Origin of the sequence: Sphingobium fluviale (assembly GCF_004122115.1) — a bacterium.
In the GTDB taxonomy this organism is placed as follows: Bacteria; Pseudomonadota; Alphaproteobacteria; order Sphingomonadales; family Sphingomonadaceae; genus Sphingobium; species Sphingobium fluviale.
The window spans coordinates 237059-250051 of record NZ_SBKP01000002.1 but is presented as its reverse complement, the minus strand read 5'-3'; the positions used below and the strand labels follow the sequence as shown (position 1 = coordinate 250051).

The following is a 12993-nucleotide window of genomic DNA, read 5'->3' as shown; positions in this document are numbered from 1 at the left end:
CATGAGCGCGCGTGCGCCTATCCTTGTTACCGGCGCTGCAGGCTTCATCGGCCACGCGACCGCGCATCGCCTGCTCGACCGGGGCGAGTGCGTGATCGGGGTGGATATCGTCAATGACTATTACGACCCCGCGCTAAAGGAGGCTCGGCTCGCGACGCTGACGGCGCGCGAAGGCTTCACCTTTCACCGCGCAGATGTAGCGGACGCGGAACTGATGGCCCGCCTGATCCGCGAAAGCTCCGTTACGCGCGTTATCCATCTCGCCGCGCAGGCGGGCGTGCGCTACAGCCTCGAAAATCCGTTCGCCTATCAGCACAGCAACCTCGCCGGGCATCTTGCGGTGATGGAAGCATGTCGCCACGCGCCGGGGTTCGAGCATCTCGTTTATGCCTCTTCCAGCTCGGTCTATGGTGATAAACCGATGGGTGGCGAGGGCTTTACCGAGGACGAGCCCGCAACCAACCCTGTCTCGCTCTATGCCGCCACCAAGCGCGCATGCGAACTGATGAGCCAGAGCTACGCCTCGCTCTATGGCTTCCCACAGACTGGCCTGCGCTTTTTCACGGTTTACGGTCCGTGGGGTCGGCCAGACATGGCCTATTTCAGCTTCAGCCAGAAGATCATGGCCGGGCAACCGATCGAGGTGTTCGGCGAGGGCAAGATGGCGCGGGACTTCACCTATATCGACGACATCGTCGATGGCATAATCGGCGCGCTCGATAATGCCCCCGCCCGGCAGGAGCATCGCATCCTCAACATCGGAGACAGCCACCCCGTTGGCCTTATGGAGATGATCGAGACGCTGGAAAACGCGCTAGGCCGCAAGGCAGAGAAGATCATGCGACCGATGCAGCCGGGCGATGTAACGGCGACCTTCGCCGATGTGTCACGCCTCAATGCGCTAACCGGCTATAAGCCCAAGGTCATGCTGGCAGAGGGGCTGACGCGATTTGCAGCGTGGTATAAGGGTTATACCGGCGCGCAGTAATCAGGCGCGGCTCATGCCCGTCATGGTGATGACAGTCTTGCGGCCAAAGCCGCCCACCGGCTTGCGCGCTGTGACGACCGGGCCTAGACCGACATTGTTACGCTCCAGCTCCGCGAGTGTGCGGGTGAAGCAGGCGCGCAGCGCGGCGACATCCTCTGCCAGATCTTCCGGCCCGGTGCGCTGCTCCACGCAGTGGCGCGCGGTCATCTCGATGCGCTCGGAAAGATCGCCCAGCGCGATGGACCCGAACTGGCGGGATTCGCCCTTCAGCGTATGCGCCGGGCGCACCAGCGCCGCCGCATTGCGATCCCGCATCGCCTGCTCGACTTCCTCGACAGATTTGATGCCATCCTCACGGAAATAGCCAAGAATCCGGGTAAAGCTGGCGCCCAGCTGGGTGCGCGCCAGTTCATAATCCTGCGGGTTGATCAGCTCTGCATCCATGCACGCACCGTTGACGAAATTCAGCACTCCAGATCACGGCATAGCCCAATCAGGTAAATTTCCGGTTATCATCCGGCGGGGGCTGTTCAGGGACGGGCGATATGGAAAAGATTTTCTGCCCGCAATTCAAAGGCCCAGCCATGCTCCTCAGCCAGCGCAGCCAGCTCTTTGGGTGCGACGGGATCGTCCGCGCGCACCAGCACTGCGGCATGCTCGCGCATCGCACGCGCCGCGCGCAAGGCGGGCCAAGGGCATCGCATGCCCCGCGCATCCACCTCGACCGGCGGGCTGTCGCCGCTCATTTTCCGAATGGATTCTTCGCGGAGCGCAGCATCAGCCGGACGGGCACCGCGCCAAAGCCCAGCTCGCGCCGGATGCCATTCACCAGATAGCGCTGATAGCTTTCCGGCAATTGATCCAGCCGGGTGCCGAACAGCACGAAGCCCGGCGGGCGGGTCTTGGCCTGCGTGAGATAGCGCAGCTTGATGCGGCGCCCTCCCGGCGCGGGCGGCGGGTTCGCCTCCAGCGCGGTTTCGAACCAGCGGTTGAGCTGGCCGGTGCCGACACGGCGCGACCAAGCCCGGCGCACTTCGAACGCGGCCTCAAGCAGATCGTCCAGCCCCTTGCCAGTCGCGCCGGAAACGGTGAGCAGCGGCACGCCTTTCACCTGCGCCAGCCCCTCGTCCAGCGCCTTCCTCACGCCCTGATAGAGCGACGAGCCATTCTCCGACACATCCCATTTGTTGAGAGCGATGACGAGCGCGCGCCCCTCCTGCAATACCTTGTCGGCGATACGCAGATCCTGCGCCTCCAGCCCCAAAGTGGAATCGAGCAGCAGCACGACGACCTCGGCGAAATCGACAGCGTGGAGGCCATCCGCGACCGCCAGCTTCTCCAGCTTGTCCTGCACCTTGGCGCGCTTTCGCATTCCGGCGGTGTCAATGAGGCGCACGATGCGCTCGCGGTTTTCAAAATCCCGCCAGAGATAATCGACGGCAATGCTGTCTCGCGTAATCCCTGCCTCCGGCCCGGTGATGAGCCGGTCTTCGCCGATGATCTTGTTGATGAGGGTCGATTTGCCGGCATTGGGCCGCCCGACAATCGCGAGCTTCAGCGGGGCGGCGTCAAGCGCGTCTTCATCGTCCGGGTCTATCTCCTGCTCGATATGCGCCAGCCCGGCCGCCTCGATCTCGGCGTTGGCGCGATCGATATGGGGAAGCAGCGCCTGAAACAGATCGGCCAGCCCCTGACCATGCTCGGCGGAGAGCCCGATCGGCTCGTCCAGCCCCAGCGACCACGCCTCGGTCAGGCCATCCTCCGCCGCGCGCCCTTCCGCCTTGTTGCCCGCGAGAATCACCGGCGTGTCAGAGCTGCGCAGCCAGCGGGCAATCTCCTCGTCCAGCGGGGTAACGCCAGCGCGCGCATCAAACAGAAACAGCGCGACATCGGCGCTGGCAACGGCTGCCTCGGTCTGGCGGCGCATACGGCCCGGCAGGGTCTGAGGGTCTTCGTCCTCATAGCCCGCCGTATCAACGATGCGGAAATGCAGGCCAAGCAAATGCGCCTCGCCCTCGCGCCGATCCCGCGTCACGCCCGGCTGATCATCGACCAGCGCGAGCTTTTTGCCGACGAGCCGGTTGAACAGCGTCGATTTGCCGACATTGGGCCGCCCGACTATCGCAACAGTGGGCAACATGTGGCCCTTATCCTTCCAGCTTTTGCTATTCCTCAGCGATAGGCCGTCAGGCGGCCATCATCGGCGAGGATAAAGAGCATAGTATCCGCCACAACCGGGCTGAGCGTCATGCGGTGGCCCATATCCTTGTTGACAGCCACAGCGCCATCCGCCGGGTTCACATACACCAGATCGCCGTCGGTCGATACCAGGATCAGCCGCCCGCCCGCAGCCACAGGCCCGGTCCAGCGCACCGCGCCCTTCTTGTCCTTCATGTCCTCCCACCGTTTCAGCTGGCTGATCCAGCGGATCTTGCCGGTGGTGCGCGCGATGCAGAGCAACCGCGCGTCATCGGTGACGACGAATACCCATTCATCGATCACGGCGGGGGTTGAAATGCCCGCAACATTGATCTCCCACAGGCGCTGGCCAGAGACCAGCTCATAGGACGCCATGCGCCCGCCCTGCCCGATCGCGAACACCCGGCCCCGGTCGATCACCGGGTCAGCATCAATATCCGTCAGCGCGGCAACCGAGGTGGAGATATTGGTGCGAGACAGGGCATCGCCCCACAAATCGCGCCCATTTTCATAGCGATAGGCCGTCAGCTCACCAGAGCTGAAGCCCGCGATAACTGTGCCCTGTGCGGCGGCGGGCGCGGCGACGCCGAAGACGCCCGTGGCCTGCGCCGTGCCTGCATCGCTCCACTGCGTCTCGCCAGTCTGCTGATCGAGCGCAAACACCTGATTATCCTGGCTCATCACATAGACATGGCCATTGGCGAGCGTGGGAGAACCGCGCAGCGGGCCGCCGGGCCGCTTTTTCCACAGCACGGCGCCGGTCGCGGTATCGAGCGCACCAACATCGCCCACGCCGGTGGCGACATAGAGCCTGTTCTCCAGCACAGAGACACCCCCGCCAAACAGCGAGCGGCCATTGCCTTCAGACGGCATCTGCGTGCTCCATGAGCGCGTGCCTGTCTTTGCGTCAAAGGCGATAACGCGCGCATCGGCATCAATCACATAGAGCTTGCCGCCAGCGACCACAGGTGCCGCGGCGAGGCGGGCGCGGTTTGTGCTGCCCGCTATGGAGGTTGACCAGGCCTCAACCGGCGCCGCGGCGAGCGCCACATGGCCGATCAGCTTGGCCGAATTGCCACCGGGCTGCGACCATTCGGGATTGACGACGGCTTCCGGCAACACAACCGGCATGCTCGCCAATGCGCTGTCCACCTCTGCGCTGCTCTCGGACGAGAGAATCGAGACGCGATTGCCGAATACAGGTGTTTTGGGCTTTTTGCTTCCGCCTCCACCCAGCACGCTGCACGCGCTGACCGAAACCAGCACCAAAGCCAGCACCGCAACCCTGCCTGCGTTAAACCGGCCCTTGATCTGTTCAGGCTGCATCACCGCTTGCTCACGCTCCATTCGCATCCTCTTCCGTTAACAGCGCATCGACCCCTAATAGCCCCGCCATCTGTCGCGCGCGTGAACGCACCGTGGCGGGCACCGTCTTGTCTTTGGCGATAGCGGCAAAAACCGCACCCGCGACATCCTTCTTACCCATCTTCATATAGGCGATGGCGCTCATCTCGCCCGCGCTGCCGAACCACGGATTACCCGCCACTGCAAGCGGCTTCAACGTATCGATCACCGCCTGTGGCTGCATCTGCTCAAAGCCAAGGGCAACCTTGCGCACCGTCGCCAGATCACGATAGGGCTGCGCGATGTCCTCATTGCCCGCGATGGCGCCATAAAGCGCGATGGCCTTGGCAACATCGCCCTTCTGCGCGGTCACGCCCGCCTCGGTCAGCAGCGCGGCGGCACGATAGCCGGGCTGGCTGGCGCCCTTGAGCACAGCCAACGCCGCGGCATCGGGCGCCTGGCCCGTCGCTGCGGATCGCAGCACGTCCTGCGCCTTCTCCGCCGTCTCGCCCGAAACCTGTTTGCTGTGATGATCCCACCACAGCCACCCGCCAAACGCCGCCAGCCCGACCACGACCGCAACCACGATCCAGCGGCCGAACCGCTGCCAGATGCCGATCATGCGGTCCTGCCGGACGGCTTCGTCCACCTCACGCAGGAAGGCTTCGTTTACGGGCGGCGCATCAGCCAAGGGAAATCTCCAGAGAATCCGGTTTGCTGGCCCGTTTGAGGCCAGAGTGCGCGGACCTTAGCGGCCATACCGCCCCAGACAAGTCACTTTTTCGGCTGATAGGTCTGTTCGGTGCCTGGAAAGCTGCGGGCGCGCACCTCGGCAGCATAGGCTGCGGCGGTTTCCGAGATCAATCCCGCCATATCGGCATAGCGCTTCACAAAGCGCGGCACCCGCTCGAACATGCCGAGCATGTCCTCCGCCACCAACACCTGCCCGTCGCATTGCGCCGAAGCGCCAATGCCGATCGTCGGGATCGCCAGCGCTTCGGTCAAGGCAATGGCTATCGGCTCGATCACGCCCTCCACCACCACGGCGAATGCGCCCGCCTCGGTCACGGCTTTGCCATCGCTCAGGATCTTCGCGGCTTCCGCGTCACTGCGCCCGCGCGCGCCATAGCCGCCCAGCGTATTCACCGCCTGCGGCGTCAACCCAACATGGGCGCACACCGGGATGCCCCGCTGCGTCAGGAAGGCGATTGTCTCGGCCATCGCCTCCCCGCCCTCCAGCTTCACAGCCGCACAGCCAGTTTCCTTCAGGATCCGCGCAGCACTCTCGAACGCCTGTTGCGGCGAGGCTTCATAGCTCCCGAACGGCATATCGACGATGACGACACTGTGATAGCTGCCGCGCACCACCGCCGCGCCATGGGCGCACATCATCTCCAGGCTCACCGGCACGGTGGAGGGGAGGCCATAAATCACCTGCCCCAGCGAATCACCCACCAAAAGCATGTCGCAATGCGGATCGAGCAATTGCGCCTGCCGCGCGGTGTAAGCCGTCAGCATCACCAGCGGCTCGGCGGTCTTGCCATCCGCCTTGCGCTGCTGGATCGCAGGGACGGTGAGGCGGCGCAGCGGCGCTGGCGTGGGGTTGGCGCGGCTGGTGGCGGTGTCTAGCGTGAAGGTCGTCGACATGAGCGCGTTCTAGCCCGTCTTGGCAGCGAGAGCCAGCCCCCCGCGCTCAGCCGTGGGCGGCATCGTCCACCGGCACCGGAATATCCTCGGCAAGGCTTATTCCGTCCAGCACCTTGGCGGTTTCATCGCGCACCAGCAGCATGATGCGATGCAGGCGACATTCGTCTTCCGGCAGGCAGTTCTTGCATTGCTCGTGCGCGAAGCGGCTGGCGCAGGGCGTGAGCGCGACTGAGCCGCGCGTGAGGCGCACAATGTCGCCATAGCTGATGTCCACCGGCGGCAACGCGAGCCAATATCCCCCATCGCGCCCGCGCTGCGTATCGACCAGCCCCTCGCGCGACATTTCGGAGAGGATCACGGTCAGGAACTTGGCGGGAATATTCTGCGTCTCGGATATATCGGTAAGCGGAATCGGCCCCTCGCCATATTTATCGGCCAGATGCTGAAGCGCGCGAATGGCATAGCGGGTCTTTTGCGAGAGCATGTTGAGACCATTGCCCGCTTGGCAAAGAATTTCAACCTTTCAAGTCAGGAAAAGGCCATTTCATAGATTTCCGGTTTGAAACCGACGATCCGCCGATCGCCCAGATCGAGCACCGGGCGTTTGATCATCGACGGGTTGGCAAGCATCAGCGCCACTGCCTTCTCCGAATCCAGCCCCTGCTTGTCTGCCTCCGGCAGCGCGCGAAATGTGGTGCCCGCGCGGTTGAGCAGCACTTCCCACCCCAGTTCCGCCACCCAGTTGTGCAGCTTGTCCGCATCGACGCCCTGCTTCTTGTAATCGTGAAACACATAGTCGATCCCCCGCCCGCCAAGCCAGACGCGCGCCTTCTTGACCGTATCGCAATTGGGGATGCCGTAGAGGGTAGGAGAAGCAGGCATATGCGGCCTTTCGCATTGGGGGCAGGTGCGCCTCCCATGCCACGGCACCCAGGGCGAAAGCAACATATGCGACCAAAGATTGGGCGCTGGCAATTGTCAGCATGAAATCCCGCTGCTAGGGGATTGATATGGATCATTGCAGCACATGCGTTGTCCGCAACCGCGCGATTTGTTCGGCGCTGGAGATGGACGAAATCAGCCTGCTCGGCAAAATGGGCCGCCATCACAAGCTGGTAGCGGGCCAGACCCTTATCTGGGAGGGCGAGGATTCGCTGCTGGTTGCCAACGTCATCGACGGTATACTCAAGCTTTCCACCTCCTTAAGCGACGGACGCGAGCAGATCGTCGGCGTGGTCTATCCCTCGGATTTCATCGGCCGCCCGTTCGGCACCCGCACGCAGCATAATGTCACCGCGTTGACGGACGCGCATGTTTGCACCTTTTCCAGCTCAGACTTCGACAGGTTCGCGCAGAGCCATCCAGAGCTGGAGCACAAGCTGCTGGAACGCACGCTGGCGGAGCTGGACCGTACCCGGCGCTGGCTGCTGCTGCTCGGCCGCATGACCGCGTCAGAGAAGCTTGCGCACTTCCTGCTGGATATGTCGCAGCGGCTGGTGCGGCCGGATTGCGCCAATGACGGGCCGGTCGACGGGTTTGACCTGCCGTTCGGGCGCCAGCAGATTGCCGACATTCTCGGCCTCACGATCGAAACGGTGAGTCGCCGCCTCAATGATTTCAAGGTGCAGGGGCTGATCGCCGTCCCATCACGACGGCGGATCGAGATATTGGACCGCGATGGCCTTGAAGGCATAGCGGAAGCGGCCTGACTCCCCTTTTTCGCATATGCGATAGAAACTTATGATCCTCGCCGGTTCTTGACCCGCGTCAAGGAACAGCGGCCCGATCTCCAATAATCCCTGCCGATATAAGTCTGGCCAGACAAGGTGCAAAGTGCATCCGCCTGCCCAGCAAACCGGGGAAGGCACCATGGAATCATTAGTGATGCGTTCGGGCGCTTGGCTGCTTGCGGCTTTGCTTGCCTTTTTTGCATTGGCGTTCAGCGCTGACAGCGGCTTTGCCATCCATATGGGCATCATCATGCTCGCCGCGCTGATCGCGTTGTGGGCGACCATGAGCGGCGCGGACTATGGCGCAATCGCGCGCGGCGTCCTGCGGATGCCGGACCCCGGCCGCTATGACGACGATCCCATCCGCTGGGGCGTGATCGCTACCGTGTTCTGGGGGCTGGCTGGCTTCCTCGTGGGGTTGCTGATCGCCCTCCAGCTCGCCTACCCGGTGCTGAACCTCGGCCTGGAATGGACAACCTTCGGCCGCCTGCGCCCGCTGCACACCTCGGCGGTGATCTTCGCGTTCGGCGGCAACGCACTTATCTGTACCAGCTTCTACATCGTCCAGCGCACCTGCCGCGCGCGCCTCGCCTTCCCCGCGCTCGCCCGCTTCGTGTTCTGGGGCTATCAGCTTTTCATCGTACTGGCGGCAACCGGCTATCTGCTGGGCATTACCGAGGGCAAGGAATATGCCGAGCCGGAATGGTATGTGGACCTGTGGTTGACCGTCGTGTGGGTCAGCTATCTCGCGGTGTTCGTCGGCACGATCGTCAAGCGCAGCGAACCGCATATCTATGTGGCGAACTGGTTCTTCCTCTCCTTCATCGTCACGGTGGCGATGCTCCACCTCGTCAACGGCCTGTCGATGCCCGTCAGCCTGCTGGGATCAAAGAGCTATGCCGCGTTTTCCGGCGTGCAGGATGCGCTGACGCAGTGGTGGTATGGGCATAATGCGGTCGGCTTTTTCCTGACCGCCGGCTTCCTCGCGATGATGTATTATTTCGTGCCGAAGCAGGCCGAGCGGCCAATCTACAGCTATCGCCTGTCGATCATCCACTTCTGGTCGCTGATCTTCCTCTACATCTGGGCGGGGCCGCACCACCTCCACTACACCGCGCTGCCGGACTGGGCGCAGACGCTGGGCATGGTGTTCTCGGTCATGCTGTGGATGCCGAGCTGGGGCGGCATGATCAACGGTCTGATGACCCTGAATGGGGCGTGGGACAAGATCCGCACCGATCCTATCATCCGCATGATGGTGATGGCGCTCGCTTTCTACGGCATGAGCACGTTCGAGGGGCCGATGATGAGCATCAAGTCGGTCAACAGCCTGTCGCACTATACCGACTGGACGATCGGCCATGTTCACTCCGGAGCGCTGGGCTGGAACGGCATGATCACCTTCGCGGCGCTCTATTACCTCACGCCGCGCCTGTGGAACCGCCAGCGCCTCTATTCGCTGCGCATGGTCAACTGGCACTTCTGGCTCTCGACCGTGGGCATCGTGCTCTATGCCGCCTCCATGTGGGTCGCGGGCATCATGCAGGGGCTGATGTGGCGCGAATATGGGGCTGACGGATACCTCGTCTACTCCTTTGCCGAGGTCGTCGCCGCCATGTTCCCAATGTATCTGATCCGTGCGGCGGGCGGGGTGCTCTACCTCGGTGGCGCACTGGTGATGGCCTACAACATCTGGATGACTATCGCCGGGCAACTGCGCAGCGAACAGCCGATGACCGAAACCCCCTATAACGAAGCCGCGGACCGCCCATTGGTCCCGGCCGCCGCGGAGTAAAGCGCGATGAGCACACTTGCACACAAGCACAAGACGCTGGAGCGCAACGTCAGCCTGCTCGGCCTGTTCGCCTTCCTCGCCGTGATCGTCGGCGGGCTGGTGGAGATCGTGCCTTTGTTCTGGGTGAAGACCACGGTCGAAAAGGTAGAGGGCGTGCGCCCCTACACCCCGCTGGAACTGGCCGGGCGCAATATCTACATCCGCGAGGGCTGCTATGTCTGCCACAGCCAGATGATCCGCCCCTTCCGCGACGAGGTGGAACGCTATGGGCATTACAGTCTTGCGGCAGAAAGCATGTATGACCACCCGTTCCAGTGGGGCAGCAAGCGCACCGGGCCCGATCTCGCGCGCGTCGGCGGCAAATATTCCGACGAATGGCATGTGCAGCATCTGGTCGATCCGCGCAGCGTGGTGCCGGAATCGATCATGCCGCCCTATGCCTTCCTGAAGGACCGGCCGCTGAAGGCTGGCGATATGACCGGGCACCTCACCGCCCTCTCCCGCGTCGGCGTGCCATACAGCAACGAGGCGATTGCGGCAGCGAACGCGGACCTCCTCGCGCAGGCCGACCCGGAGGCGGACAGCGCCGATCTGCTGAAGCGCTATCCCAAGGCGCAGGCGCGCGATTATGACGGCGACCCCAAGACCCTGACCGAGATGGACGCGCTGGTCGCCTATCTCCAGATGCTCGGCACTTTGGTCGATTTCCGCGCCGCCGCAGGGCAGGAGCAGCCGCGATGAGCGACTATGACGCCCTGCGCCACTTTGCCGACAGCTGGGGCCTGGTGTTCATGGGGATCACCTTTCTTATCCTCACCGCCTGGCCCTTTCTCCCCGGCTCGCGCGACCGCAACCGCGCCGCCGCCCATATGATCTTCGATGAGGAGCACGACGATGGCTGACAACAAGCGCATCGACCACCCGACCGGCACCGAGACCGTCGGCCATGAATGGGACGGCATCGAGGAGCTGAACACCCCGCTGCCGCGCTGGTGGCTGTGGACCTTCTATGCGACCGTCGTCTTCGCCATCGGCTATTGCGTGGTCTATCCGACCATCCCGACCGCCAACGGCGCGCCGGGCGGCAAGCTCAACTGGTCCAGCCGCGATGAACTGGAAAAAACGCTCGTGGCCCGGCAGACGGAGCTGAAGCCCATCCACGCCGCGCTCGCCGCGACCGACATTGCCGCCCTGCCGGGCAAGCCGGAGCTGATGAGCCAAGCGATTGCCGGCGGCGCAGCAGCGTTCAAGGTACATTGCGTGCAGTGCCATGGCTCTGGCGCCGTCGGGTCAAAGGGCTATCCCAACCTCAATGATGACGACTGGCTGTGGGGCGGTGATCTCGCCACGCTCGAAAAGACCATCGCCGACGGCATCCGCCAGCCGGAGCACAAGGCCACCCGCTTCTCGCAGATGCCCGCCTTCGGGCGCGATGGCATCCTCCAGCCCGCACAGGTGGACGACGTCACCTCCTATGTGCGCGTGCTGGCAAAGCAGGAACGGCCCAGTACATCGTCTGCGCGCGGTGGATCACTCTATTCGGCCAACTGCGCGGTCTGCCATGGGCCGGACGGCACCGGCATGCGCAGCCAGGGCGCGCCCAACCTCACGGACGGAATATGGCTCTATGGCGGAGATCGCGATACGATCCGCCAGACGATCACCAACAGCCGTTACGGGGTGATGCCCGCATGGAACCTTCACCTCGATACGGTGACGATCCGCATGCTGGCCGCCTATGTCCATTCGCTCGGCGGTGGCGAGGCGGCTCCCGCCCCGACCCCGGCACCAGCAGACGCAACGGCAGCGGCGGCTCCGGCGGAAGCAGCCAATGGCGGAGGCTGACCCGGACATCACTGACTCAGCCCTGGGCCAGTATCAGAAGCGCAAGAGCGTATTCCCCAAGGCGGTGGACGGCACGTTCCGCCGCCTGAAATGGGCGATCATGGTCGTGACGCTGACGATCTATTACGTCACGCCGTGGCTTCGGTGGGACCGCGGACCTTATGCGCCCGATCAGGCGGTGCTGGTCGACCTCGCGCACCGCCGCTTCTTCATGTTCGACATCGAAATCTGGCCGCATGAATTCTATTTCGTTGCCGGGCTGCTGGTGATGGCGGGGATAGGGCTGTTCCTCGTCACATCCGCCGTGGGGCGGGCATGGTGCGGCTATGCCTGCCCCCAAACGGTGTGGACGGACCTGTTCCAGCATATCGAGCGCGCGGTGGATGGTGATCGCAACGCCGCGATCCGCCTGCAGAACGCGCCTTGGGGGCCAGCGAAGATCGCGCGGCGCCTGCTCAAATGGAGCATCTGGCTTGCCGTCTCGATGGGCACCGGCGGCGCGTGGATCTTTTACTTCGCGGATGCTCCGACGCTGATGCATGATTTCCTGCACGGCACCGCCGCGCCCGTCGCCTACATGACCGTCTTCGTGCTGACGATGACCACGTTCATCTTTGGCGGCTTCATGCGCGAGCAGGTGTGCATCTATATGTGCCCATGGCCGCGCATCCAGACGGCGATGATGGACGAGAAGTCGCTGCTCGTCACCTATCGCCACTGGCGCGGCGAACCGCGCGGCAGCCTTAAGCAGGCACAGGCAAAACCCGGCGCGATCGGCGACTGTATAGACTGCAACCAGTGCGTCGCCGTCTGCCCCACCGGCATCGACATTCGCGAGGGGCCACAGATAGGCTGCATCACCTGTGCCTTGTGCATTGACGCCTGCGACACGGTGATGGCGCAGGTCGGGCGGCCACGCGGCCTGATCGATTATGTGACCTTCGAGGACGCTTCCAAAGAGCAAGAAGGCCAGCCGACGACTCCGATCCTGAAGACGTTGTTCCGCCCGCGCACGCTCGCCTATTTCGCGATATGGGGTGGAATCGGCCTTGCGTTGCTGTTTGCCCTCGGCAACCGCACCCGGCTCGATATCAGCGCGCAGCATGACCGTAATCCGCTGTTCGTGCGTATGTCTGATGGATCGGTGCGCAACGCCTACACCGTCAAGCTGCGCAATATGGAGAGCCGCCCGCGCACCGTGCGGGTGACGATGGAGGGCGCACCCCAAGCCCGCATGTGGCTCGGCGAGACCGGGAGCCGAGAGGCGGCCGCGCGCTCGTTCGAGGCAAATCTCGCGCCTGACGCGGTGACAAAGCTGCGGCTGTTCGTGGTGTCGCCTGCGGGCGATGGCGGCAGGCAGGAATTTGCGCTGGTGGTGCAGGCGAACGACGACGCAGCGCCAAGCGACAAGCATGAACTGGTGCTGGAACGCGGAGGAGAATGAG

At 63.5% G+C, this 12993-nt stretch carries 15 protein-coding genes; 7 read left to right on the top strand and 8 right to left on the bottom strand.

Translation table 11 applies throughout. The features are described 5' to 3' along the window. The first annotated feature begins 1 nt into the window (after position 1). Positions 2-988 (top strand): NAD-dependent epimerase/dehydratase family protein, encoded by a 987-nt coding sequence (locus EQG66_RS03680; RefSeq protein ID WP_129403176.1) that lies wholly within the window; start codon positions 2-4, stop codon positions 986-988. Here EQG66_RS03680 and EQG66_RS03675 read toward each other — a convergent pair whose 3' ends face one another. The 8 genes from EQG66_RS03675 to EQG66_RS03640 all read right to left on the bottom strand — a co-directional run bounded on the left by EQG66_RS03675 (position 989) and on the right by EQG66_RS03640 (position 7060). Continuing rightward, positions 989-1432 (bottom strand): Hpt domain-containing protein, encoded by a 444-nt coding sequence (locus EQG66_RS03675; RefSeq protein ID WP_129403175.1) that lies wholly within the window; start codon positions 1430-1432, stop codon positions 989-991. Positions 1433-1518: 86 nt separating this feature from the next. Then, positions 1519-1734 carry a sulfurtransferase TusA family protein gene (locus tag EQG66_RS03670; RefSeq protein WP_129403174.1) on the bottom strand — a complete coding sequence of 72 codons (216 nt, stop codon included), beginning with the start codon at positions 1732-1734 and terminating at the stop codon, positions 1519-1521. Then, positions 1731-3128 carry a ribosome biogenesis GTPase Der gene (der, locus tag EQG66_RS03665; protein ID WP_129403173.1) on the bottom strand — a complete coding sequence of 466 codons (1398 nt, stop codon included), beginning with the start codon at positions 3126-3128 and terminating at the stop codon, positions 1731-1733. The genes EQG66_RS03670 and der overlap by 4 nt, the downstream gene beginning before the upstream one ends. A gap of 32 nt (positions 3129-3160) precedes the next feature. After that, on the bottom strand, positions 3161-4534 hold the full coding sequence (locus EQG66_RS03660; RefSeq protein WP_425470212.1) for a PQQ-like beta-propeller repeat protein: 1374 nt from the start codon (positions 4532-4534) through the stop codon (positions 3161-3163). Then, entirely contained in the window at positions 4524-5222 is a 699-nt protein-coding gene (locus EQG66_RS03655; RefSeq protein WP_245987836.1) for a tetratricopeptide repeat protein, read from the bottom strand. Before EQG66_RS03655 ends, EQG66_RS03660 begins: the two co-directional genes overlap by 11 nt. An 83-nt stretch (positions 5223-5305) precedes the next feature. After that, entirely contained in the window at positions 5306-6178 is an 873-nt protein-coding gene (gene panB, locus EQG66_RS03650; RefSeq protein WP_129403172.1) for a 3-methyl-2-oxobutanoate hydroxymethyltransferase, read from the bottom strand. Positions 6179-6224: 46 nt separating this feature from the next. Next, positions 6225-6662: an RrF2 family transcriptional regulator gene (locus tag EQG66_RS03645; protein WP_129403171.1), complete on the bottom strand. Its 438-nt coding sequence runs from the start codon at positions 6660-6662 to the stop codon at positions 6225-6227. 44 nt (positions 6663-6706) lie between these two features. Then, positions 6707-7060 (bottom strand): ArsC family reductase, encoded by a 354-nt coding sequence (locus EQG66_RS03640; protein WP_129403170.1) that lies wholly within the window; start codon positions 7058-7060, stop codon positions 6707-6709. 128 nt (positions 7061-7188) lie between these two features. Between EQG66_RS03640 and EQG66_RS03635 the strand changes: the two genes are divergently transcribed. The 6 genes from EQG66_RS03635 (at position 7189) to ccoG (ending at position 12992) form a co-directional block, all read left to right on the top strand. Further along, complete coding sequence (locus tag EQG66_RS03635; RefSeq protein WP_129403169.1) at positions 7189-7887, top strand: Crp/Fnr family transcriptional regulator; 699 nt, start codon at positions 7189-7191, stop codon at positions 7885-7887. 160 nt (positions 7888-8047) lie between these two features. Continuing rightward, positions 8048-9703 carry a cytochrome-c oxidase, cbb3-type subunit I gene (ccoN, locus tag EQG66_RS03630; protein ID WP_129403168.1) on the top strand — a complete coding sequence of 552 codons (1656 nt, stop codon included), beginning with the start codon at positions 8048-8050 and terminating at the stop codon, positions 9701-9703. 6 nt (positions 9704-9709) lie between these two features. Beyond that, complete coding sequence (ccoO, locus tag EQG66_RS03625; protein WP_129403167.1) at positions 9710-10444, top strand: cytochrome-c oxidase, cbb3-type subunit II; 735 nt, start codon at positions 9710-9712, stop codon at positions 10442-10444. After that, complete coding sequence (locus tag EQG66_RS03620) at positions 10441-10605, top strand: cbb3-type cytochrome c oxidase subunit 3 (protein WP_129403166.1); 165 nt, start codon at positions 10441-10443, stop codon at positions 10603-10605. The genes ccoO and EQG66_RS03620 overlap by 4 nt, the downstream gene beginning before the upstream one ends. After that, entirely contained in the window at positions 10598-11548 is a 951-nt protein-coding gene (gene ccoP, locus EQG66_RS03615; protein WP_129403165.1) for a cytochrome-c oxidase, cbb3-type subunit III, read from the top strand. The genes EQG66_RS03620 and ccoP overlap by 8 nt, the downstream gene beginning before the upstream one ends. Beyond that, positions 11535-12992: a cytochrome c oxidase accessory protein CcoG gene (gene ccoG, locus EQG66_RS03610; protein WP_129403164.1), complete on the top strand. Its 1458-nt coding sequence runs from the start codon at positions 11535-11537 to the stop codon at positions 12990-12992. The genes ccoP and ccoG overlap by 14 nt, the downstream gene beginning before the upstream one ends. Position 12993 lies beyond the last annotated feature (1 nt).